Annotated in this window: 17 protein-coding genes; 8 read left to right on the top strand and 9 right to left on the bottom strand. The window is 48.5% G+C overall.

Annotated elements, in window-relative coordinates; genetic code table 11:
* Positions 1-259: 259 nt before the first annotated feature.
* The 5 genes from asnB to nagB all read right to left on the bottom strand — a co-directional run bounded on the left by asnB (position 260) and on the right by nagB (position 6,611).
* Positions 260-1,927 (bottom strand): asparagine synthase B, encoded by a 1,668-nt coding sequence (gene asnB, locus HMPREF3091_RS13055; RefSeq protein ID WP_004096463.1) that lies wholly within the window; start codon positions 1,925-1,927, stop codon positions 260-262.
* Between the two features lie 326 nt (positions 1,928-2,253).
* Entirely contained in the window at positions 2,254-3,006 is a 753-nt protein-coding gene (locus HMPREF3091_RS13050; protein ID WP_020303874.1) for an HAD-IIA family hydrolase, read from the bottom strand.
* A 316-nt stretch (positions 3,007-3,322) separates the two neighbouring features.
* Entirely contained in the window at positions 3,323-4,555 is a 1,233-nt protein-coding gene (locus HMPREF3091_RS13045; protein WP_070716311.1) for a DNA-binding transcriptional regulator NagC, read from the bottom strand.
* A 76-nt stretch (positions 4,556-4,631) separates the two neighbouring features.
* Positions 4,632-5,783 carry an N-acetylglucosamine-6-phosphate deacetylase gene (gene nagA / locus HMPREF3091_RS13040; RefSeq protein WP_070716309.1) on the bottom strand — a complete coding sequence of 384 codons (1,152 nt, stop codon included), beginning with the start codon at positions 5,781-5,783 and terminating at the stop codon, positions 4,632-4,634.
* Positions 5,784-5,810: 27 nt separating this feature from the next.
* Complete coding sequence (gene nagB, locus HMPREF3091_RS13035) at positions 5,811-6,611, bottom strand: glucosamine-6-phosphate deaminase (RefSeq protein ID WP_004096467.1); 801 nt, start codon at positions 6,609-6,611, stop codon at positions 5,811-5,813.
* A gap of 334 nt (positions 6,612-6,945) precedes the next feature.
* Here nagB and nagE point away from each other — a divergent pair, with 334 nt between their 5' ends.
* The 5 genes from nagE (at position 6,946) to HMPREF3091_RS13010 (ending at position 15,920) form a co-directional block, all read left to right on the top strand.
* The gene (gene nagE, locus HMPREF3091_RS13030; protein ID WP_193763981.1) at positions 6,946-8,982 is read left to right on the top strand and encodes an N-acetylglucosamine-specific PTS transporter subunit IIBC; all 2,037 of its coding nucleotides are present in this window, start codon (positions 6,946-6,948) and stop codon (positions 8,980-8,982) included.
* A 240-nt stretch (positions 8,983-9,222) separates the two neighbouring features.
* The gene (gene glnS / locus HMPREF3091_RS13025; RefSeq protein ID WP_070716305.1) at positions 9,223-10,890 is read left to right on the top strand and encodes a glutamine--tRNA ligase; all 1,668 of its coding nucleotides are present in this window, start codon (positions 9,223-9,225) and stop codon (positions 10,888-10,890) included.
* A 564-nt stretch (positions 10,891-11,454) separates the two neighbouring features.
* Positions 11,455-12,840 (top strand): chitoporin ChiP, encoded by a 1,386-nt coding sequence (chiP, locus tag HMPREF3091_RS13020; protein ID WP_004096474.1) that lies wholly within the window; start codon positions 11,455-11,457, stop codon positions 12,838-12,840.
* Between the two features lie 57 nt (positions 12,841-12,897).
* Complete coding sequence (chiQ, locus tag HMPREF3091_RS13015; RefSeq protein ID WP_004096477.1) at positions 12,898-13,227, top strand: ChiQ/YbfN family lipoprotein; 330 nt, start codon at positions 12,898-12,900, stop codon at positions 13,225-13,227.
* Positions 13,228-13,247: 20 nt separating this feature from the next.
* Positions 13,248-15,920 carry a beta-N-acetylhexosaminidase gene (locus HMPREF3091_RS13010; protein WP_070716303.1) on the top strand — a complete coding sequence of 891 codons (2,673 nt, stop codon included), beginning with the start codon at positions 13,248-13,250 and terminating at the stop codon, positions 15,918-15,920.
* Between the two features lie 251 nt (positions 15,921-16,171).
* On the opposite strand, the gene fur is transcribed toward HMPREF3091_RS13010, so the two are convergent.
* From fur to ybfF, 4 genes are all read right to left on the bottom strand, one after another.
* Positions 16,172-16,621 (bottom strand): ferric iron uptake transcriptional regulator, encoded by a 450-nt coding sequence (fur, locus tag HMPREF3091_RS13005; protein ID WP_004096481.1) that lies wholly within the window; start codon positions 16,619-16,621, stop codon positions 16,172-16,174.
* 319 nt (positions 16,622-16,940) lie between these two features.
* Positions 16,941-17,468: a flavodoxin FldA gene (gene fldA, locus HMPREF3091_RS13000; protein WP_004096485.1), complete on the bottom strand. Its 528-nt coding sequence runs from the start codon at positions 17,466-17,468 to the stop codon at positions 16,941-16,943.
* 121 nt (positions 17,469-17,589) lie between these two features.
* The gene (gene ybfE / locus HMPREF3091_RS12995) at positions 17,590-17,865 is read right to left on the bottom strand and encodes a LexA regulated protein (protein ID WP_070716302.1); all 276 of its coding nucleotides are present in this window, start codon (positions 17,863-17,865) and stop codon (positions 17,590-17,592) included.
* A gap of 314 nt (positions 17,866-18,179) precedes the next feature.
* The gene (gene ybfF, locus HMPREF3091_RS12990; protein WP_070716300.1) at positions 18,180-18,950 is read right to left on the bottom strand and encodes an esterase; all 771 of its coding nucleotides are present in this window, start codon (positions 18,948-18,950) and stop codon (positions 18,180-18,182) included.
* 253 nt (positions 18,951-19,203) lie between these two features.
* Between ybfF and seqA the strand changes: the two genes are divergently transcribed.
* From seqA to HMPREF3091_RS12975, 3 genes are all read left to right on the top strand, one after another.
* Positions 19,204-19,746, top strand: a complete 543-nt coding sequence (seqA, locus tag HMPREF3091_RS12985) for a replication initiation negative regulator SeqA (protein WP_070716299.1) — start codon at positions 19,204-19,206, stop codon at positions 19,744-19,746.
* Between the two features lie 77 nt (positions 19,747-19,823).
* Positions 19,824-21,470 (top strand): phosphoglucomutase (alpha-D-glucose-1,6-bisphosphate-dependent), encoded by a 1,647-nt coding sequence (pgm, locus tag HMPREF3091_RS12980; RefSeq protein WP_008812762.1) that lies wholly within the window; start codon positions 19,824-19,826, stop codon positions 21,468-21,470.
* A 131-nt stretch (positions 21,471-21,601) separates the two neighbouring features.
* A complete protein-coding gene (locus HMPREF3091_RS12975; RefSeq protein ID WP_004096499.1) occupies positions 21,602-21,922 on the top strand; it encodes a DUF3861 domain-containing protein in 321 nt (106 codons plus the stop codon).
* Positions 21,923-21,929 lie beyond the last annotated feature (7 nt).

The raw sequence follows: 21,929 nt of genomic DNA, 5'->3' as shown, positions 1-21,929 counted from the left end.
GTGATGTGCTCTAACCAACTGAGCTACGTAGCCATCTATTTATCGCCAACCTTCATCGGCGTTGCGGGGCGCATTATGCGTATATGAGAAAGTTGCGTCAACCCCTTTTTTATCGGAAAAGGGCATCTGAAGCACGTTTGCGCGGGGATTATACAGCTCGGTGAGAAAATCAACAAAAATTAGGCTTATTAATGGGCTAAAACAGCGTTAGTGGTAAAAAAAACGGCGAACTATAAAAGTTCGCCGTTTAGTTAAAATGTTATTTTTGATAAGCAGACTGATGTACGCCTACCGCACGACCCGATGGGTCGTCCATTTTTTTGAAAGATTCGTCCCATTCGATAGCTTTTGCCGAGGAGCAGGCAACCGATGGTCCGCCGGGTACACACTCCGCTGCGCTTGGCACTGGGAATAATTCTTCAAAAATTTCGCGATACAAATAGCCTTCTTTTGAGTTTGGCGTGTTGTAAGGGAAGCGGAAATGCGCATTTGCCAACATTTGATCGCTAATCTGCTGATTCGCAGTTTCTTTTAAGGTATCGATCCAGCTATAACCTACGCCATCCGAGAACTGTTCTTTTTGACGCCATGCGACGCTGGCAGGCAGATAGGATTCAAAACATTCGCGCAGAATGTATTTCTCCATTTTGCCGTTACCACACATTTTATCTTTCGGGTTAAGACGCATCGCCACATCAAGGAATTTTTTATCCAAGAACGGCACACGTGCTTCTACCCCCCAGGCTGACATCGCTTTGTTGGCGCGAGCGCAGTCATACATATGCAGAGCGAGCAGCTTACGCACCGTTTCTTCATGGAACTCTTTAGCATTCGGCGCTTTATGGAAATAAAGGTATCCCCCGAACACTTCGTCGGCACCTTCTCCGGAAAGCACCATTTTGATGCCCATGGCTTTAATTTTACGCGCCATCAGATACATCGGCGTAGACGCTCGAATGGTGGTCACATCGTAGGTTTCAATGTGATAAATCACATCGCGAATGGCATCTAGGCCTTCTTGTACGGTGAAATGAATTTCATGGTGCACCGTGCCTAAATGGTTCGCGACCTCTTGTGCTGCTTTTAAATCGGGAGAGCCTTCCAAACCGACAGCAAAGGAGTGCAATTGTGGCCACCAGGCTTCACTGCGCTCATCATCTTCCACTCGGCGGGCGGCAAATTTTTTGGTGATGGCTGAAATGACCGAAGAGTCTAATCCGCCGGAGAGTAATACGCCGTAAGGGACATCAGACATCAAATGACTTTTAACTGAATCTTCCAGCGCTTCTTTTAGCTGCGCTGCGTCAGTGACGTTATCTTTAACATTGTCGAATTCAAACCAGTCACGTTGATAGTAGCTATGAATCTCACCATCATCGCTCGACATATAGCTACCGGCGGGGAATTCTTTAATCGTGCGGCAAACGGGCACCAGCGCCTTCATTTCAGAAGCCACGTAGAAGTTACCGTGTTCATCATAGCCCATATACAGCGGGATAATTCCGAGGTGATCGCGGCCAATCAGATAGCTGTTTTTGTCAGCGTCATACAGGATAAAAGCAAACATTCCCTGCAACTCATCCAGAAACGCAGCGCCTTTCTCTTCATACAGCGCCAAAATCACTTCGCAGTCGGAGGCGGTCTGGAACTCATAGCGCCCTTCAAAGCGTTGACGCAGTGCCTGATGGTTATAAATTTCACCATTCACGGCTAAAACATGGGTGTGCGCGGCATTGTATAACGGCTGAGCGCCGTTGTTGACGTCAACGATAGACAGACGCTCATGCGCCAGAATCGCGTTATCAGATGCATAAACGCCAGACCAATCTGGGCCACGGTGACGCATTAAGCGTGACAGTTCGAGCGCTTTTTTACGCAGCTCAACAGGATCGGTTTTTAAATCAAGCACACCAAAGATAGAACACATAGATTTCTCCCATACTGCATTGTCGAGTTGTGACGTTGTGGGTCAGTTTTAGGCGGTAAATGGTTTTTGGTTTATGTTACCGCTGCTATGCATAACAAATTGCGTCAAAACCTGAACATAATGCAAGTGGTTTAACTTAATGGTGAGAAATAGTTTGTGTCACCCACGTAAAACTTAGCGGATATTCATTTTATTCCCGCTTTAATTGATGAATCGCTAATTTTTTGCAGCGGGGAGGTGAAGAGTAAAAATGCGGAAAAATAAAATTTGAGCCAATAGCGTCTGCGGGCTGTGAAGCGAAATGAGCAGACGCTATTGACGGGGGATTAGATGATGTCGATATCTGCGACAGAAGGATAAATGTAATTCGGGCGGAAAGGCATATTATCGACGTCATTTAGCGTAGACACGCCAGATAACACGAGGATAGTTTCCAGACCGGCTTGGAAGCCCGCCAAGATATCCGTATTCAAGTTATCACCGATAATAACGGTGCTTTCTGAATGGGCCTGCATTTTGTTGAGCGCGGCACGAATTATCCATGGGCTAGGTTTACCCACATAGAAAGGCTTACGGCCTGAAATTAATTCGATAGGTGCGCACAGAGCACCACAGGCTGGATAGAAACCACGGCCGTGTGTGTCGGGGTTAGTGGCAATAAAACGCGCGCCGTTGACCACAAAGTAAGAGGCTTTATGGATCATCTCCCAGTTATAAGAGCGGGTTTCTCCCACGATAACGAAGTCAGGGTTGATGTCGGTAATAGTAAAGCCCGCTTTATACAGCTCGTGGATAAGCGCCCCCTCGCCGATGACATAGGCTTTTTTCCCTTCCTGACGCTTTAGAAAATCAGCGGTTGCCATGGCCGAGGTATAAAAGGCACTTTCAGGGACCTCAAGACCCGCAGCGGAAAAGCGGTTAGCTAAATCCTGTGCGGTTTGAGAAGGATAGTTGGTTAGAATAACCAGAGGAATGTCTCGTTCCTGAATACGCGCTAAAAATTTATCAGCCCCCGGAACTGGGGTGTTGTCGTGCATCAAAACGCCATCGATGTCACAAATAATACTTTTAATTGTCATAGGGTTATTACTCATTAGATTGACAGACAGATACCCGTCATATTTGAAGCTGTGTGTGCGTTGGCTGCGTTTGTTCACTCTAGTAACATCGTTATCTATGCGCCTAGGGATTCACAAACTTGTCGCCTGCAGGCCACTCCAATTATTTCGGGGGTAAATTGTACCACGCCTGTCAGCAATTCTGATGAGCTTACTCGCGTCAGTGATGACGCCCCTCTGGGAGCGCAGTAAACTGCGCTTAAATCTGCTCTTAGCAGCCGATTTATCGGGGGGACGAATACAGCTAATGCTGATCCGGTTTCACATAAGCGGAGGATTAGTGCGGATGTTGCCCTTCCAGCAATCGCTGTAACAGCACGCCGTTAAGCATGGCGCGTTTTACCAGCGCAAAGGCGCCAATCGCTGAGCGATGGTCGAGCTCGGAGGTCACGACGGGCAGATTTTGGCGGAAATTCTTCAGCACCTGCGTATTGATACAGCTTTGAATCGCAGGCAGCAGCGTTTTCTCGGCTTCAATAATCTCACCGGCAATCACGACTTTCTGTGGATTGAACATGTTGATAGCAATGGAGATAGCTCTACCTAAGTAGCGTCCAACCAGCTCAATCACTTCTGTTGCCAGCGCGTCGCCTTTGTTTGCCGCTTTGCAGATAGCGCCGATAGAGCAATCGTCGAGCGTGAGCTTGCTTGGGTAGCCTTGCTCTAATAAATGGCGCACACGTTGTTCTATCGCAGCATTGGCTGCCACGGTTTCTAAACAGCCGAAATTACCGCAGTGGCAGCGTTCGCCCAGCGGATCGATTTGGATATGCCCAATCTCGCCAACGTTGCCTTTGCTACCAAGGAAGATTTTTTCATTCACGATAATGCCCGCACCTGTACCGCGGTGTAAGCGTACTAGCATTGAGTCTTCGCAGTCGCGTGTCGCCCCAAAATAGTGTTCGGCTAAGGCAAGGCTACGGATATCGTGGCCGACAAAACTCGTCACGTTAAATCGGTCTTCCAGCACGCTAACCAATTGCCAGTCGTTAACGGCAATATGGGGCATGTAGCGCACGATACCGTGTTGAGGATCGACCAAACCGGGGAGGATCACGGCGATAGCAATCAGCTCACGAATTTTACGCTGGTAGACCAGCATGAACTGTTCGATGTTATTAAGCAGTGCGTTTTCCACTGTTTCCTGAGTGCGTTCAGGTAATGGATAATGTTCCTCCGCCAATGCTTTTCCGCTCATATCATATAGGGTGATGGTGGCGTCATGGCGCCCTAAGCGGATAGCGATAGTGTTGAAAAGGCGGGTTTCGGTAACAATGGAAATGGCACGGCGGCCACCGGTAGACGCTTGCTGATCGACTTCTTTGATCAGCCCGCGCTCCAGCAACTGGCGGGTAATTTTGGTGACACTGGCAGGGGCAAGCTGGCTCACTTCGGCAATTTGAATGCGCGAAATAGGGCCTTGCAGGTCAATCAAACGATAAACAGCTGCACTGTTAAGCTGTTTGACCAGATCTACATTACCGATTTGTCCTTGCCCGCCTGTGGTCATCAATTTATTACCCGCGATTAAAAATAGATATCAAGTTATAAAAGAGAGCGCGCAGACTGAAGTACGTTCTCTCTTATTATTTGTTTTCGTAAACGGTTTCACCGTTCACAATGGTTTTGATCACACGGTAATCTGAAGTGAAGGCCGTCAGGTTAGCGACTTTCCCCTCTTCGATACTGCCCAGCTGTGTATCAATGCCAACCGCGCGAGCAGGGTAAAGCGTTGCCATGCGCAAGGCTTCATCGAGCGCAATTCCCACGTGTTCCACGCTGTTCTGTACCGCTTCGATCATGGTTAGCGCTGAGCCGCTCAGCGTGCCATTTTCATCAACCACTAAACCATTGCGGTAATATACTGTTTTTCCGGCAAAAATGAAGTGATCGATATTCGCTCCCGCTGGGGCGGTGGCATCAGTGACCAGCACGAGGTGCTCGCCTTTCAGACGTTTAGCCAGACGGATGCTTGGCCAGGCAACATGATGGCCATCGGCAATGATCCCTGCGTAAACTTCAGGAGTATCAAAAATAGCGCCCATCAGCCCAGGTGCACGGCCAGCAATGACCGGCATGGCGTTATATAGGTGCGTGGCGAAGCTCATGCCCGCGGCAAAACCTTTGCGTCCTTCTTCATAAGTCGCATTAGAGTGGCCAGCCGACACCACGATACCCGCAGCTTTAAGCTGCTTGATAGACTCCGGCGTGGCGACTTCTGGGGCCATGGTCACTTTAGTGATCGCATCGGCATGCTCACACATGAAATCAATCATTTCATGATCGGGCTTACGGATGAATTTGGGATTATGGGTGCCTTTCTTTTCCAAGCTGATATAAGGGCCTTCGATATGTAGACCCAGCGCTTGGTTCTGGTGCTTAGCCAGATAGCTGCGCATCACGTCGATACCATGCTTCATTAAGTCATCGGCACAGGTGATCAGCGTTGGTAAATAGCTAGTACAGCCTGATTTTTCATTGGCATGCTGCATGATTTCCAGCGTTTCTTCAGAAACCGCTTCGGCAGAATCATTGAACTGGACGCCACCACAGCCATTAAGCTGCAGATCGATGAAACCAGGAGCAAGGATTGCTCCGCCCAGATCGTGAGTTTCGATGCCTGACGGAAGCTCAGCGACAGGACAGATCTTTTTAATTAAGCCATTGGCGATCATTACTGCATGGTCGTCGAGAATATCGTGGCCGGTATAAATCCGACAATGGGTCAGAGCGTACATCACATCCCCCTGGTTACAGGTTGAAAATTATAGATTCTTCATGTTTTCCGCTTCTAATTCGCGGAAGTACTTAACGGTTTTAACCTTCAGTTCCATAGTGGAAGGTTCATCACATACGATGACCGATTTTGGGTGAAGCTGTAGGGCACTGATGGTCCACATATGGTTGACGCTGCCTTCAACGGCGGCTTGCAGTGACTGAGCTTTGGCATGACCGGTGACCAGAATCATCACTTCTTCGGCATCAAGCAGCGTACCAACACCCACGGTTAATGCGTATTTTGGCACTTTAGTCATGTCGCCATCAAAGAATCGAGAGTTAGCGATGCGCGTTTCTTCTGTCAGCGTTTTGATACGGGTGCGAGAAGCCAAAGAGGAAGCTGGTTCGTTAAACGCAATATGACCGTCGTTGCCTACACCGCCCATAAACAGATTGATTTTGCCGTAGGATTTAATCTTCTCTTCATAACGGCGGCATTCAATGTCTACGTCAGGCGCGTTACCGTTAAGTAAGTTGATGTTTTCACGCGGGATATCCACGTGGTTGAAAAAATTGTTATACATGAAGCTGTGGTAGCTTTCTGGATGCTCTTCCGGTAGTCCGATGTACTCGTCCATGTTGAACGTCACAACGTTTTTAAAGCTGACTTCGCCTGCTTTGTGGAGTTCGATTAGGCGTTTGTAGGTTTGTAGCGGTGTACCGCCAGTAGGCAAGCCAAGCACAAATGGACGTTCAGCCGTTGGTTTAAACGCATTGATGCGGTTAACAATATGACGAGCAGACCATAAACCTACGTCTGCAGCATTACTCAGTGGGATCAGTCTCATAGGGCACCTTTAGCTAATATAAATCTATATTAAAAACGGGGGTCCACATCGCTCTTATAAAGCGTAATGCATCTTAACCACTTCTGTGTGACCTAACGCCGCTTTGATTTTTCGAATGATAAAATAAGTTTTGTAGGATGGCTAGCAATTAGGCATATTTAGAGCCTCCTTTGGTGATATTTATCACAAAACCAGAGGTTTTAATTTGCGGAGAAAAATAATTTTTTTACACTCCAGAATGTAGTCCATACTGTCAACTTAATAATTAAGTAAGTTACGACGAGACCATGAGTAGTGCCAATTCGAGCATTGACGGGTCCAATAGGGGGAAATGGTGAGTATTTTAGGTTATTTGCAAAAAGTCGGCCGTGCGCTGATGGTACCGGTAGCCACGCTACCGGCTGCCGCAATACTGATGGGTGTCGGTTACTGGATTGACCCGGTAGGTTGGGGGGGCGATAACGCGTTAGCTGCCTTCTTCATCAAGTCGGGTTCTGCCATTATCGATAACATGTCTGTACTGTTTGCGATCGGTGTCGCATACGGTATGTCTAAAGATAAAGATGGTGCGGCCGCATTAACCGGCTTTGTTGGTTTCTTGGTATTGACCACGCTGTGTTCTCCAGCCGCGGTCGCCATGATTCAGAAAATCCCTGCGGATCAGGTTCCTGCTGCATTCGGTAAGATTAACAACCAGTTCGTTGGTATTCTGGTTGGTATTATCTCTGCTGAGCTGTACAACCGTTTCAGCGGTGTCGAACTCCCGAAGGCGCTGTCTTTCTTCAGTGGCCGTCGTCTGGTTCCGATCCTAACTTCCTTCGTGATGATTCTGGTTGCATTCATCCTGATGTACATCTGGCCGTTAATCTTTGACGGATTGGTGAACTTCGGTGAACACATTCAGAAAATGGGCTCAGTAGGCGCGGGTATCTACGCGTTCTTTAACCGTTTATTAATTCCTGTTGGCCTGCATCATGCTCTGAACTCTGTGTTCTGGTTTGACGTTGCAGGTATTAACGATATTCCTAACTTCCTGGGTGGCGCACAGTCTATCGAAGCGGGTAAAGCCGTCGTGGGTATCACTGGCCGTTATCAGGCAGGTTTCTTCCCAATCATGATGTTTGGTTTACCTGGCGCAGCACTGGCGATCTACCACTGTGCTCGTCCAGAAAACAAAGCAAAAGTAGCGGGTATCATGATGGCCGCGGCATTCGCAGCCTTCTTTACTGGTATCACCGAGCCGTTGGAATTCTCCTTCATGTTCGTTGCTCCAGTTCTGTATGTTATCCATGCATTGCTGACCGGTATCTCTGTATTCATCGCAGCATCTATGCACTGGATTGCCGGCTTTGGCTTCAGCGCGGGGCTGGTGGATATGGTTCTGTCCTCACGTAACCCGCTGGCAACTCACTGGTACATGCTGATCCCTCAGGGGCTGGTGTTCTTCGTGATTTACTACGTGGTATTCCGCTTCACTATCACCAAATTTAACCTGCTGACTCCTGGCCGTGAACTGGCAACGGATGCTGATGAAAGCGCTGATGGCTACGATCTGGATCTGGACAATGCGAAAGGTGGTAATGAAACGTCTAATCTGGCGCGTAACTACATTGCTGCGGTAGGCGGTTCTGCCAATATAACGGGTATCGATGCGTGTATCACTCGTCTGCGTCTGACCGTGAAAGACTCTGCGATTGTTAACGACAGTCTGGCAAAACGTCTGGGTGCATCTGGTGTTATTCGTCTGAATAAGCAGAGTGTTCAGGTCATCGTGGGGACTCGTGCAGAAGCCATTGCAACAGCAATGCGTGGCGTGATGGCTACGGGTCCGGTTGAAGCTGCAACAGCACATGCTGCGCCAGCAGCGACCGAAGCTAAAGCACAGGCAACACCAAACGCTTCAGCAGTCGTGAAAGCGACTCTGGTTTCTCCAATTACCGGTGAAGTCGTGGCGCTGGATCAGGTTCCTGACGAAGCTTTTGCAAGCAAAGCGGTCGGTGACGGTGTTGCGGTTCGTCCAACGGATAAATTCGTTGTGTCTCCAGCGCGCGGCACGATCGTAAAAATCTTCAACACTAACCATGCATTCTGTCTGGAAACGGATGAAGGTGCGGAAGTTGTGGTTCATATGGGCATCGACACCGTTTCTCTGAATGGCCAAGGCTTTAAACGTCTGGTTGAAGAGGGCGCAGAGGTGAAAGCAGGTCAGCCAATTCTTGAAATGGATTTGGACTACTTGAATGCTAATGCACGCTCCATGATTAGTCCGGTTGTCGTCAGCAATATTGATGATTTCGGTGGACTGAAAGCACTGGCAGCGGGTCATGTAGTGGCCGGTGAAACCAAGCTGTACGATATCACTGCGAAATAACTGACTCGTTAATACATCATTTCCAAGTGAGTAAACGGAGAGGGGAAACCCTCTCCGTTTTTTGTTTTTGGCGCGTGCTGATATAGAGTGGTGATCAGCAGATCGACAACCTTTCGGCATACTTTCGAGATAACCACAGAAAAAACGCCGTGATAATGGCAACAAACGGTTGTTTCCCGCCACAGGTTGTAAGATCATTATTGGTTATGAGTCGCGTTTTTAGGCATAGAGGAATAGAAAATGAGTGAGGCTGAAGCCCGCCCAAGTAACTTTATCCGTCAGATCATCGATGAAGATCTGGCATCCGGTAAACATAATTCAGTTCATACCCGTTTTCCGCCGGAGCCAAATGGCTACCTGCACATTGGCCACGCCAAATCCATTTGCCTGAACTTTGGCATCGCCAAAGATTATCAAGGTCAGTGTAACCTGCGCTTTGATGACACCAACCCGGTGAAAGAAGACATTGAATACGTTGAGTCAATTAAACGCGACGTACAGTGGCTAGGTTTCGAGTGGAGTGGCGCAGTGCGTTATTCCTCCGACTACTTCGATCAACTGCACCTGTACGCGGTTGAGCTGATTACGAAGGGCTTGGCTTATGTTGATGAGCTGACCCCTGAGCAGATCCGCGAATACCGTGGAACCCTGACGTCTCCGGGTAAAAACAGCCCGTACCGTGACCGCAGCGTTGAAGAGAATCTGGCTCTGTTCGACAAAATGCGTAACGGCGAGTTTGCCGAGGGCACCGCGTGCCTGCGCGCCAAGATCGATATGGCTTCTCCGTTCATTGTTATGCGCGATCCGGTTCTGTATCGTATCAAGTTTGCTGAACACCATCAGACGGGTAACAAATGGTGCATCTACCCGATGTACGATTTTACTCACTGCATTTCTGATGCCTTGGAAGGGATTACACATTCACTGTGTACTCTGGAGTTCCAAGACAACCGTCGTCTGTATGATTGGGTATTAGATAACATCACGATCCCAACGCATCCGCGTCAGTACGAATTCTCTCGTTTGAATCTCGAATATGCCATCATGTCGAAGCGTAAGCTGAACCAATTGGTAACAGAGAAGATCGTAGAAGGCTGGGATGACCCTCGTATGCCAACGATTTCCGGCCTACGTCGCCGTGGTTATACGGCAGCCTCTATCCGTGAATTCTGCCAGCGTATCGGCGTGACCAAGCAAGACAACAACGTAGAAATGGCTGCGCTGGAATCATGTATTCGTGACGATCTCAACGAAATTGCGCCGCGCGCCATGGCTGTGCTGGATCCGGTGAAAGTCGTCATCGAGAACATGCCTGCGGATAGCGTAGAAATGATCGCGATGCCAAATCATCCGAACAAGCCTGAAATGGGTAAGCGCGAAGTGCCATTTAGCAGCGAGATCTACATCGATCGTGCTGACTTCCGCGAAGAAGCCAACAAACAGTACAAGCGCTTGGTGTTGGGTAAAGAAGTCCGTCTGCGTAACGCCTATGTGATTAAAGCAGAACGCGTTGAGAAAGATGCAGAGGGTGAAATTATCACCATTTACTGCACCTATGACCCAGATACCTTGAGCAAAGATCCTGCTGATGGTCGTAAGGTGAAAGGCGTTATTCACTGGGTTTCTGCAAGCCATGCGGTACCGGCTGAGTTCCACCTGTACGATCGTTTGTTCAGCGTGGCTAACCCAGGCGCAGCGGAAGACTTCCTGTCTACGATCAACCCTGAATCTTTAGTGATTCGCAGCGGTTTTGTTGAGCCAAGTTTGGGTAGCGCAACTCCAGAAGTGACTTATCAGTTTGAACGTGAAGGTTACTTCTGTGCTGATTGTCGCTACTCGAAGCCTGACCATTTGGTGTTTAACCGCACCGTGGGTCTGCGCGATACGTGGGCAAAAACTGGCGTATAATGCTCAGATAGCGTTATCGAAAATTTGTTGATTCTGTGAAGCCACTAGCAATGCGAGTGGCTTTTTTTATGCCTACCAGCAGCAAAGTGCTCTATCGGTATTTTTAAATTAGGTCATAAATGTAAAAAAATAGTTTACTGATGTTATTTCTCATCGAGCATAAACATTGCTGAAATATTCGTTTCGCGAATTAATTAAATCTAATTCCCCGCTGATACTAAATGCCACTCACCTCTCTCTCCTTTTGTTTTATAAGTAAATTCCCTGATATTTACAATGGTATTATAAATATAATGCTGTTTTTAAAGGGGATTTGATGTTGACCGGATATGAAATGTGTCACATGTAACAAAACATTAAAATATGTGCACTCGGTCAAGAATTGACACAATTGTTTTACTTTTCATTTGATAATTCGCGTCGCGAAAAATAGTCTAAGAAGGTAGGTGAGCAATTGGGTTATTTACTCCACTACGAATTAACTTTTCCCCATTTTAGGGGTTTTGCGTCCTAGGCCGGTGAACGTCGAAGGTCGCGTTTTTCAAGTCAAAGAGGAATTATTCTATGGTTACGCATCGTGTGAGGCGCAATGCTCTGACGCTTGCCATAACGGGGGTGTTATTAGGCAGTGGTTTTTATGCCATGCCAGAAGCCCAAGCTGAAGGCTTTATTGATGATTCAACGCTAACGGGCGGTATCTACTACTGGCAGCGTGAGCGTGACCGTAAAGACGTGACTACGGGCAACTATGAAACCAACCTGAACCACTCAACGTGGAACGCAAACCTCGACTTCTCGTCAGGCTATGCCGCAGATATGTTCGGTATTGATATTGCCGCATTCACCGCGATTGAAATGGCAGAGAACCACGATAGCGGACACCCTAACGAAATTGCATTCTCCTCGAAAAATAAAGGCTACGACGAAGACTACTCCGGCGATAAAAGTGGCATTAGCCTTTACAAAGCGGCGGCTAAATTTAAATACGGTCCAGTTTGGGCACGCGCCGGTTACATTCAGCCAACGGGCCAAACGCTATTAGCGCCACACTGGAGCTTTATGCCAGGTACCTATCAAGGTGCTGAAGCGGGGGCAAACTTTGACTACGGTGATGCAGGGGCGTTGAGCTTCTCCTACATGTGGACGGATAAATATAAAGCTCCGTGGCATACCGAAGTGGATGGTTTCTACCAGAATGACAAAAAGACCGGCGTTTCTTATTTGCACTCTTTAGGCGCCAAGTACGACTTTAAAAATGATTTTATTTTAGAAGCGGCGTTTGGACAGGCAGAAGGATATGTCGATCAGTATTTCGCTAAGGGTTCCTACAAGTTTGACGTCGTAGGTAATCCGATGACGACCAGCTATCAGTTCTATGGCACCCGAGATCGTGTGCATGACGGTGGCGTGAACGATATTTACGATGGCACTGCATGGTTACAGGCGTTGACCTTAGGCTACAAAGTAGGACAGTTCGATTTCCGCTTAGAGGGAACCTACGTGAAAGCGGAGGGTAATCAGGGCTACTTCTTACAACGTATGACCCCAACCTATGCTTCTTCTAACGGACGTTTGGATATCTGGTGGGATAACCGCTCCGACTTCAACGCCAACGGCGAGAAAGCCATTTTCGGCGGCGTGATGTATGACCTCAGTAAGTGGGATATGCCGGGCTTTGCGGTGGGTGGCTCTTATGTTTACGCATGGGATGCAAAGCCGAGCACGAATCCTCAATACGATCAGAGTCAGCGTGTGAAAGAGAGCGCTTACAGCTTGGATGCGATGTACACCATTCAGGATGGTCGCGCTAAAGGTACGCTGTTCAAACTGCACTTCACTCAGTACGACAACCACTCCGACAACCCGAGCTGGGGCGGTGGTTACGGCAACATGTTCCAAGATGAACGCGACGTTAAGTTCATCGTTATTGCACCGTTCACCATCTTCTAAGCCTGAGGCTCTGCACGTTTAACACAACATGCAGAGTCACTTTGACGGGATATAAATATGAAAAAAACTCTACTGGTTATTGCTGCAGTCGTGGGATTGAGCGGTTGTGTGCAGCAGTCCACCGCGCCGCAAGAAGATCTCAAGCTCAAACAGGCCTATAGCAACTGTATTAACACGGCTGAAGGCAACCCAGACAAAGTGGAAGCCTGCCAGTCAGTACTCAATGTATTGAAGCAAAGTAAACAGCATCAGGCATTTGCCGAAAAGGAAAGCGTACGCGTATTCGATTACCAGAACTGTATTCAGGCAGCCAAAACCGGCGCTGGCGACAACTACCAGCAGGCCTGCGGCAAAGTTTGGCAAGAAATTCGCAACAACAATAACTGATTCAGGATGAGGCTTTTACGATGAGTAAATTTAAGTTAAGCACGTTGGCTGTTGCAGTATCCGCACTGGGCATGCTCGGTTTCTCCACGGCAAGTCAGGCCGATCAGAACGTCGTTGATCAACTGAGTCAGCTAAAAGTTAACGTGAAAGTGACAGACAATCGCGCGGCAGAGAACGGCGTTGACTGCGCTGCGCTCGGTGCGGACTGGGCTGCATGTAACCAGTCCGTCATCACATTAACCAGCGACAGCGATATCAAAGCAAAAGATTGGGCGATTTATTTCCATAACCCGCGCCAAGTGTTGGATGTGAAAAACGATCAGTTCAAGATTACCTTTGTAACGGGCGACTTGCATAAGATCGAACCAACAGACAAATTCAAAGGATTCACCGCGGGCCAAGCTGTTGAGATCCCGCTGATCGGCGAATATTGGCAGTTGTTTGAAAGTGATGTCATGCCGCGTTGGTATGTGACTTCCCAAGACGCCAAACCAAAAGTGATTGCGAGCACCGATACTGAAGATTTGCGTCAGTTTGTTACACCATTTGCTGGTGATTTGTGGAAGCGTACCAAGGACGATAAAAACGTCCTGATGGTGCCAGAAACGCGTTTCGATAAAAACGCCGATATTAAGCAATTGCCAGCCCAAAGCCTGCGTGGCCAAATTATGCCAACGCCGATGGAAGTGAAAATCCATCAGCAGGATGTGGATCTGAGCAAGGGCGTAGCATTGGATCTTACCGTGCTAAACGCAGCCACTGCGGAAGCCGCTCAGCAGCGTTTTGCTCTGTTGGGGGTGAAGGATAATGCCAACGGTTACCCAATCAAAACCGCCATTGCCGCGAAAGCATTCAAAGGTGACTTGGCCGTGCCTGGTGCTTATGAGCTGAAAATCGGGCCTAAGGGTGCCGAAGTGATTGGCTACGATCAGGCTGGTGTATTCTATGGCCTGCAATCTATCCTTTCTCTGGTGCCGAGTGACGGTAGCATGAAGATTGCAACCTTGGATGCGAAAGATGCTCCTCGTTTCCAATACCGCGGCATCTTCTTAGATATTGGACGTAACTTCCATTCCAAAGAAGCAGTACACCGTCTGTTAGATCAGATGGCTGCTTATAAAATGAATAAATTCCACTTCCATCTGACGGACGATGAAGGTTGGCGTATTGAGATCCCAGGCCTGCCAGAACTGACCGACGTAGGCTCTAAACGTTGTCACGATCTGAGCGAAAAAGAGTGTCTGTTGCCGCAGTTGGGCTCTGGTCCAGATGCGAACAACAACGGTACAGGGCATCTGACCCGCGATGAGTATATTGATATTGTTAAATATGCTCAGGCTCGCCAGATTGAAGTGATTCCAGAAATCGACATGCCTGCACATGCTCGCGCAGCGGTGGTTTCGATGGAAGCGCGCTATGACAAGCTGAAAGCCGCTGGGGATGAAAAGGGCGCCAACGAATTCCGTTTGGTTGACCCAACGGATACCTCAAATACGACCTCTGTGCAGTTCTACGATCGTAAGAGCTATTTGAACCCTTGTTTGGATTCATCTAAGCGCTTTGTCGACAAAGTGATCGGCGAGATTGCTCAGATGCATAAAGAAGCGGGCCAACCGCTGACGACGTGGCACTTTGGTGGTGATGAAGCGAAAAACATCCGCTTAGGGCCAGGCTATCAGGATAAGAATGGCAAAATTGAGCCAGGCAAAGGCATTATCGATCAGAGCAAAGAAGATAAGCCTTGGGCTCAGTCTCAGGTTTGCCAGACGCTGATTAAGAGCGGCAAAGTCGAAGACATGGAACACTTGCCAAGTCACTTTGCGATCGAAGTTAGCCAGATCGTCAATAACCACGGTATTGAAAAAATGCAGGCGTGGCAGGATGGTCTGAAAGACGCTAAAGACTCCAAAGCGTTTGCGACTAAGCGTGTGGGCGTCAACTTCTGGGATACCCTGTATTGGGGCGGCTTCGACACCGTCAACGATTGGGCAAACAAGGGGTATGAAGTTACCGTTTCGAACCCAGACTACGTTTACATGGACTTCCCATATGAAGTGAATCCGCAGGAAAACGGCTACTACTGGGGTACTCGCTTTAATGACGAACGCAAAATCTTCAGCTTCGCGCCAAATAACATGCCGCAGAATGCGGAAACCTCTGTAGACCGCGACGGCGAATTCTTTACTGCCAAGAGCGATAAACCATGGCCGGGAGTTTATGGTCTGTCGGCTCAGCTGTGGAGTGAAACCACGCGCACTGACGAAATGATGGAATACAAAATCTATCCTCGTGTAATGACTGTCGCAGAGCGTTCATGGCACCGTGCTGGTTGGGAGCAGGATTACAAAGCGGGTCGTGAATACAAGGGCGGAGAAACTAATCTGGTTGATAAGAAGTCTCTGCTCAGCGACTGGCAGCGTTTCGCCAACCTGATGGGGCAGCGTGAACTCGCTAAGATGGACAAAGCCGGTATCGGCTATCGTCTACCGGTGCCTGGTGCCAAAGTTGTTGGTGGCAAACTGGAAGCGAACGTGGCTCTGCCAGGTGTGGGGATTGAATATTCTGTAGACGGTGGCAAACAGTGGCAGCGTTACGACGCGAAAGCTCAACCAACGGTCTCCGGTGATGTTCAGATTCGCTCAGTCAGCCCAGATGGCAAGCGTTACAGCCGTGCAGAACCCGTGCAGGCTTAATCTGTAGGAAAGTGTTCCCTACTCGACATAGGGTAGGGAACAGGAAATAAAATGGTTTTATCACTGCGTTTTAATCATTGGGTCGGATAAACCTGATAACACGTTGAGCTGTGAGTTGTTTCGCCCCTTGCCTGAGGGGCTTTTTTTTCGCCTGTCACTTTTGTTTGCAACCTTTCTCTACAGCGTCACGACCGCAAATTTTAGGCAATAAAAAAGCGACCCTAAGGTCGCTTCATGCGGTAAATACAGGTTTACTCTTTGCTATCGTGCAGAGTCTCATCTTCACGGCAATCACCTTCAGCGCAGTGACCATATAGGTACAGGCTGTGGTTGGTGAGCTGAATACCATATTTTTTAGCGATTTCATGCTGACGCTTCTCGATGGAATCGTCGCTAAACTCAATCACTTTGCCACAATCCAAGCAGATCAGGTGATCGTGATGGTGTTGCTGAGTCAGTTCGAATACAGATTTGCCGCCTTCGAAATTGTGGCGAGTAACAATACCTGCGTCGTCGAACTGGTTTAGTACACGGTAGACGGTTGCCAGACCGATTTCTTCGCCCATATCGATCAGCTTCTTATACAGGTCTTCTGCGCTGACGTGGTGGCAAGTTGGATCTTGCAGAACCTCCAGAATCTTAAGACGCGGAAGCGTGACTTTAAGTCCAGCCTTCTTTAAAGCAGTATTGTTATCTGTCATTCGGATTCTGTCCCGTTACTTGGCTCGGAGACGTTTAGGATAGACTGCATTTGCTGCCAGCGTTGCCTTAATTGTCACCGAACTGAAAATATAATTGAGATTCATTATAAAGCTGATGGCGGCAAATGGGAACCGCAGCGTGTTAACAACTTGGGCGTAATTACACGGTGGAAATAAAACGTAACACACTGACAAATATGTGACTCTGCTGACTGCGGGCGTCATAGCGGGAAAAATGAGTTACATAAATGTTGCAAACTGCTTTCACCAATCGTTGAAATACCCGCAGACTTTCATCATCTGCGGGCACAATTTCATTTTAGCCAGTAATCTCAGACAGGCTCATTTCATCAGAAATCTGTTTTACCCACGCATCAACGCGAGCAGCGGTCAGTTCAGGCTGACGGTCTTCATCGATAGCCAAACCGACGAAGGTTTTATCATCAACCAGCGCTTTAGACGCTTCAAAATGATAGCCCGCAGTTGGCCAGTGGCCCACGATAGTTGCCCCACGAGGTTCGATCAGATCGCGGATAGTCCCCATCGCGTCGCAGAAATACTCTGCATAATCTTCTTGGTCGCCACAGCCAAACAGAGCAACCAGTTTTCCGTTGAAGTCGATCTCTTCCAGTGAAGGGAAAAAGTCGTCCCAGTCACACTGGGCTTCACCGTAATACCACGTTGGGATGCCAAGCAGAAGAATGTCGAATGCTTCGATGTCTTCTTTGCTGCTTTTGGCAATGTCATGAACTTCAGCAACGTCTTTTCCGAGTTGCTTTTGGATCATCTTAGCGATGTTTTCCGTGTTGCCCGTGTCGCTGCCAAAGAAAATGCCTACGATTGCCATGTCGCGTTTATACCTTTTATATCAAATAATTAAACTAGATTCTTGAAAAAGACCAGTACGTACTTTACGCACTATAGCACTTTCAACCGCGTTGATTTGTCGTCATTGTGTGCTGGCGGCGTTAATATTTTAAAATTTGATCGAGCAAAATTTGTTCAATCAATTCACTGCGGCTAATATTTTGTTCCTGAGCCAGACGATTCAGCATTTCAACCGCTTCTTCGTTAATTTTCAGCTCAACACGACGTAGTCCTTTCACTTTGTCGCGGCGCAGTTGGTTGCGTTTGTTAATTCTTAGCTGTTCATCCCGAGATAACGGGTTGGTTTTTGGGCGACCCGGACGACGTTCATCTGCGAACAGATCCAGAGTCGTGCGGTCCGTTTGTTCTTTGGCCATATCAGGTAGCGGTACTACAAGGAGAATTTTGAATCTGCGTAACGAATCAGATCATGATTAACATACTAGGGCCATTCACCCTTTACCGGCACTATCCTTAAACAGCAAAACAGCCTGCCAGAATAATAGCGCGCCATAATACCCTAGCCCCCCCAGCGGCGACAATCCTTAATCTTGCTTACCTTACTGACGCCAGATGGTTTTTTCTCCAGTGATGTCGGCACAAGGGGGCTTCTCTCGGCTTTTACACTTGTGTTAGAGACGCAGAGAAAGTGGGGCTAGCACTGGCACCACTCCAGATTCAAACTGGGGTTTTAGATATCTGAATCGAGAAAACGATGCAGCGTGCGTAACACCAGTTCGGGTTTTTCTGCATGTAGCCAGTGCCCGACGCCTGCGATGACATGGGCGCGGGCATGGGGGAACTGGCGCGCAATCGCTTCGCGATGGCTGTCCTGAATGTATGGGGAAAGCCCCCCTTTGATGAACATGGCGGGGCCTTGATAAGGCGAAACGTCTTGCCAACCAACGATGTTTTCGTATTGCTCCCAAAGCACAGGCACGTTAAATAGCCATGCTCCGTCCTGAAAGGATTTCAGTAAAAACTGTATAACGCCTTCTTCCTGAAGATAGTGACGCATGATGTCTGCGGCGTCTTGGCGGCGCGTTACCTGTGAGTCGGTGACGGCGTTGATGGCGGTAAAAATGGTGTCATGGCGGCGAACCTTGTAATCGACCGGTGCGATGTCCAGCAACGCCAAGCGGCGAATACGGTCGGGGGCGAGCGCGGCAAGCGTCATTGCTGCCTTACCGCCCATCGAGTGGCCGATCACATCGAGCTGTGGAAGTGACAAATCATCAATGAGTTCTAGCAGATCTTCGGCCATCGCAGCATAGTCCATGCGCTCAGAACGCGGCGAGTGACCGTGGTTACGCATATCGACCTGAATAATTTGGCGGTCGTTACGCAAGTCTCTTCCCAAAACGCCCAGATTATCAAGGCTGCCAAATAGGCCATGAATCAGAAGCGCCGGTGGAAATTGTGCCTGCTGAGAAGGTAGGTGTTCGCGGTAATTGAGTTTCATATCGTTGCGTCTATGTTTATTGAATCGATGCGTCTAGCGATCGCTACGAAAAGAATATTGTAACAAATAGGTTACCACGACTAATCAAGATTGTTAGCCCTAGCGCGTTATCAGCCCTAGTTTAGGGATATTATTTCTCTCTCATTGGGAAAAAACTCACTGAATTTACGACAGCATTGGGTTTACGCTATCCGCATGAGACGTTTAACTTTATAATCCTGCTGATTAAGTCGTAAACCTGTATTGGATAATGATGAAAACTATTGAAGTCGACGAGGAGCTGTACCGTTACATTGCAAGCCATACGCAAAGTATCGGTGAGAGTGCTTCTGACATATTGCGCCGCCTGCTGAAAGTCTCTGCTGAACATAAAACGACAACGACTCCGGTTGTGGCTCCGGTGGTAACCACTGCGCCCGCTACTGCCGTGGTTACTGCTCGTCCGGTAGACCGCGTCCGTACCATGCGTGAGCTGCTGCTTTCCGATGAGTACGCCGAGCAAAACAAAGCGGTAAATCGCTTCATGCTGGTACTTTCAACCCTATATTCCATTGATAATCAGGGATTTGCTGCTGCAACCGAATCTCTGCATGGCCGTACCCGTGTTTATTTTGCCGGCGATCAGCAAACGCTGCTGCAAAATGGCACTCATACTAAGCCTAAACACGTTGTTGGCACGCCTTATTGGGTGATCACCAACACGAACACAGGCCGCAAGCGCAGCATGATTGAACACATCATGCAGGCTATGCAGTTCCCCGCTGAACTGATTGAAAAAGTTTGCGGGACTATCTGATTTCAGAATTGCCTAAGGGAATCAGGCTAAACAGCCCCTTTAGGCACTCAATAATTTAAGCGTAGGGAGAAGTGACCATGGCAAATCACCCCCGTGCCGGGCAGCTAGCCCAGCAGAGCGATTTGATTAACGTGGCTCAACTGGTTTCTCAATACTATGTATTGACGCCAGAAGCAGGTAATACGTCTCATGCGGTAAAATTCGGCACTTCTGGCCATCGTGGAAGTGCGCAGCGTCATAGTTTCAATGAAGCACACATTTTAGCCATTGCGCAGGCGATTGCTGAAGTGCGTAAGGCGAATGGCGTTGAAGGCCCATGTTTCGTAGGCAAAGATACCCATGCGCTTTCTGAACCTGCGTTTATCAGTGTATTGGAAGTTCTGACCGCAAACGGCGTAGACGTAGTGGTGCAGCAGGATAATGGTTTTACGCCAACGCCTGCGGTTTCTCATGCGATCCTGACCCACAACAGCAACAAGAATGCAGCGCTGGCTGATGGTATCGTCATTACTCCTTCGCACAATCCGCCAGAGGATGGTGGGATTAAATACAATCCGCCAAACGGTGGTCCAGCCGATACCGATCTGACTAAAGTTATTGAGCAGCGAGCGAATGAACTGCTGAGCCTCAATTTGCAGGGCGTGAAGCGTCAAACATTAGATGCGGCGTGGAACAGTGGTTTGGTGCATGCCAAAGACCTAGTACAGCCATATATTGAAGGTCTGGTTGATATCGTTGATATGCCTGCCATTCAACGCTCCGGTCTGCATTTAGGCGTCGATCCACTGGGCGGTTCCGGCATTGAGTATTGGCAGCGCATTGGTGAGCACTACAAACTCGATCTGACATTAGTGAACGATCACGTTGATCCATCATTCCGCTTCATGCACTTAGACCACGACGGTGTGATCCGTATGGACTGCTCATCGGAAAGCGCGATGGCAGGCTTGTTGGCGCTGCGTGATCAGTTTGATTTAGCGTTTGCCAACGACCCCGACTACGATCGCCACGGCATCGTTACCCCGTCAGGGCTAATGAACCCGAATCACTACTTAGCGGTGGCTATCAATTATCTGTTCCAGCATCGCCCACAGTGGGGTGCTGATGTCGCCGTAGGTAAAACGCTGGTATCCAGCGCCATGATTGACCGTGTCGTTAACGATCTAGGCCGCAAGCTGGTGGAAGTGCCAGTAGGCTTCAAATGGTTTGTTGATGGTCTATTTGACGGTAGCTTTGGATTTGGTGGTGAAGAAAGCGCGGGTGCCTCTTTCCTACGTTTCAATGGAACGCCTTGGTCAACAGATAAAGATGGCATCATCATGTGTCTGCTAGCTGCTGAAATTACTGCAGTGACGGGTGAGAACCCCCAGCAGCATTACAACAAGCTGGCTGAGCGGTTTGGTGCACCAAGTTATAACCGTATTCAGGCTCCGGCCACGCATGCGCAGAAAGACGCGCTGTCCAAGCTCTCCCCTGAGATGGTGAAAGCCGACAAATTAGCGGGTGACCCTATTACGGCGCGTTTGACCAAAGCACCGGGTAACAATGCTTCTATCGGTGGCTTGAAAGTGATGACTGATAACGGCTGGTTTGCTGCACGTCCATCTGGCACTGAGGAAGCGTACAAAATTTATTGTGAAAGCTTCTTGGGGGCAGAGCATCGTCAGCGTATCGAGAAAGAAGCTGTAGATATTGTGAGCGCCGTGCTGGCCAGCGCCAAATAAACGTTCCTTACAGTGATTGCATTAAGCGCCGTTTTAACGGCGCTTTTTTTATGCCGCAAAATGTAAAACGCTGAAGATTTATATATGATAAAAGTTATCATTATCAAAAATAATCATCAGAGAAAAACACGATGCCTGGATACCGTTACCGTATTACCGTTGAACCTATCGCCGATCGCAAAGGCGAGCCGATTGATAAAGCGCCCATTACCTTTGAAGTTGAAAACCACGATGAGATTTTGTCTATCGTTGAGCGTTTGGGCGCACGCGATGATTTGCCATTTACCGGCGATAAATCCAAGGCTTTTGCTGTTGGGTTAAAACTGTTTTCCGAGTCACTGCTGGAGAACCGCAAACATCCATTGTTTGACGATCTGCGCGACGCATTCCGCGCTTTTATGATGACGTTAAAAGGCATCAAGCGCGGAGAGAATCAAGACGAGCAGAAATAACCGCTGA

Origin of the sequence: Hafnia sp. HMSC23F03, from assembly GCF_001816025.1 — a bacterium.
GTDB classification, from domain to species: Bacteria; Pseudomonadota; Gammaproteobacteria; order Enterobacterales; family Enterobacteriaceae; genus Hafnia; species Hafnia paralvei.
Note: the sequence above shows the minus strand (reverse complement) of the source record. Positions and strands in the feature narration are given on the sequence as shown.

Coding starts and splice junctions, on each gene's coding strand:
- asnB (WP_004096463.1), bottom strand. CDS start 1,927: ATGTGTTCTATCTTTGGTGTGCTTGATTTAAAAACCGATCCTGTTGAG.
- glnS (WP_070716305.1), top strand. CDS start 9,223: ATGAGTGAGGCTGAAGCCCGCCCAAGTAACTTTATCCGTCAGATCATC.
- ybfF (WP_070716300.1), bottom strand. CDS start 18,950: ATGAAACTCAATTACCGCGAACACCTACCTTCTCAGCAGGCACAATTT.
- fur (WP_004096481.1), bottom strand. CDS start 16,621: ATGACAGATAACAATACTGCTTTAAAGAAGGCTGGACTTAAAGTCACG.
- HMPREF3091_RS13050 (WP_020303874.1), bottom strand. CDS start 3,006: ATGACAATTAAAAGTATTATTTGTGACATCGATGGCGTTTTGATGCAC.
- seqA (WP_070716299.1), top strand. CDS start 19,204: ATGAAAACTATTGAAGTCGACGAGGAGCTGTACCGTTACATTGCAAGC.
- HMPREF3091_RS12975 (WP_004096499.1), top strand. CDS start 21,602: ATGCCTGGATACCGTTACCGTATTACCGTTGAACCTATCGCCGATCGC.
- pgm (WP_008812762.1), top strand. CDS start 19,824: ATGGCAAATCACCCCCGTGCCGGGCAGCTAGCCCAGCAGAGCGATTTG.
- ybfE (WP_070716302.1), bottom strand. CDS start 17,865: ATGGCCAAAGAACAAACGGACCGCACGACTCTGGATCTGTTCGCAGAT.
- chiQ (WP_004096477.1), top strand. CDS start 12,898: ATGAAAAAAACTCTACTGGTTATTGCTGCAGTCGTGGGATTGAGCGGT.
- HMPREF3091_RS13045 (WP_070716311.1), bottom strand. CDS start 4,555: ATGACCACAGGCGGGCAAGGACAAATCGGTAATGTAGATCTGGTCAAA.
- fldA (WP_004096485.1), bottom strand. CDS start 17,468: ATGGCAATCGTAGGCATTTTCTTTGGCAGCGACACGGGCAACACGGAA.
- chiP (WP_004096474.1), top strand. CDS start 11,455: ATGGTTACGCATCGTGTGAGGCGCAATGCTCTGACGCTTGCCATAACG.
- HMPREF3091_RS13010 (WP_070716303.1), top strand. CDS start 13,248: ATGAGTAAATTTAAGTTAAGCACGTTGGCTGTTGCAGTATCCGCACTG.
- nagA (WP_070716309.1), bottom strand. CDS start 5,783: ATGTACGCTCTGACCCATTGTCGGATTTATACCGGCCACGATATTCTC.
- nagB (WP_004096467.1), bottom strand. CDS start 6,611: ATGAGACTGATCCCACTGAGTAATGCTGCAGACGTAGGTTTATGGTCT.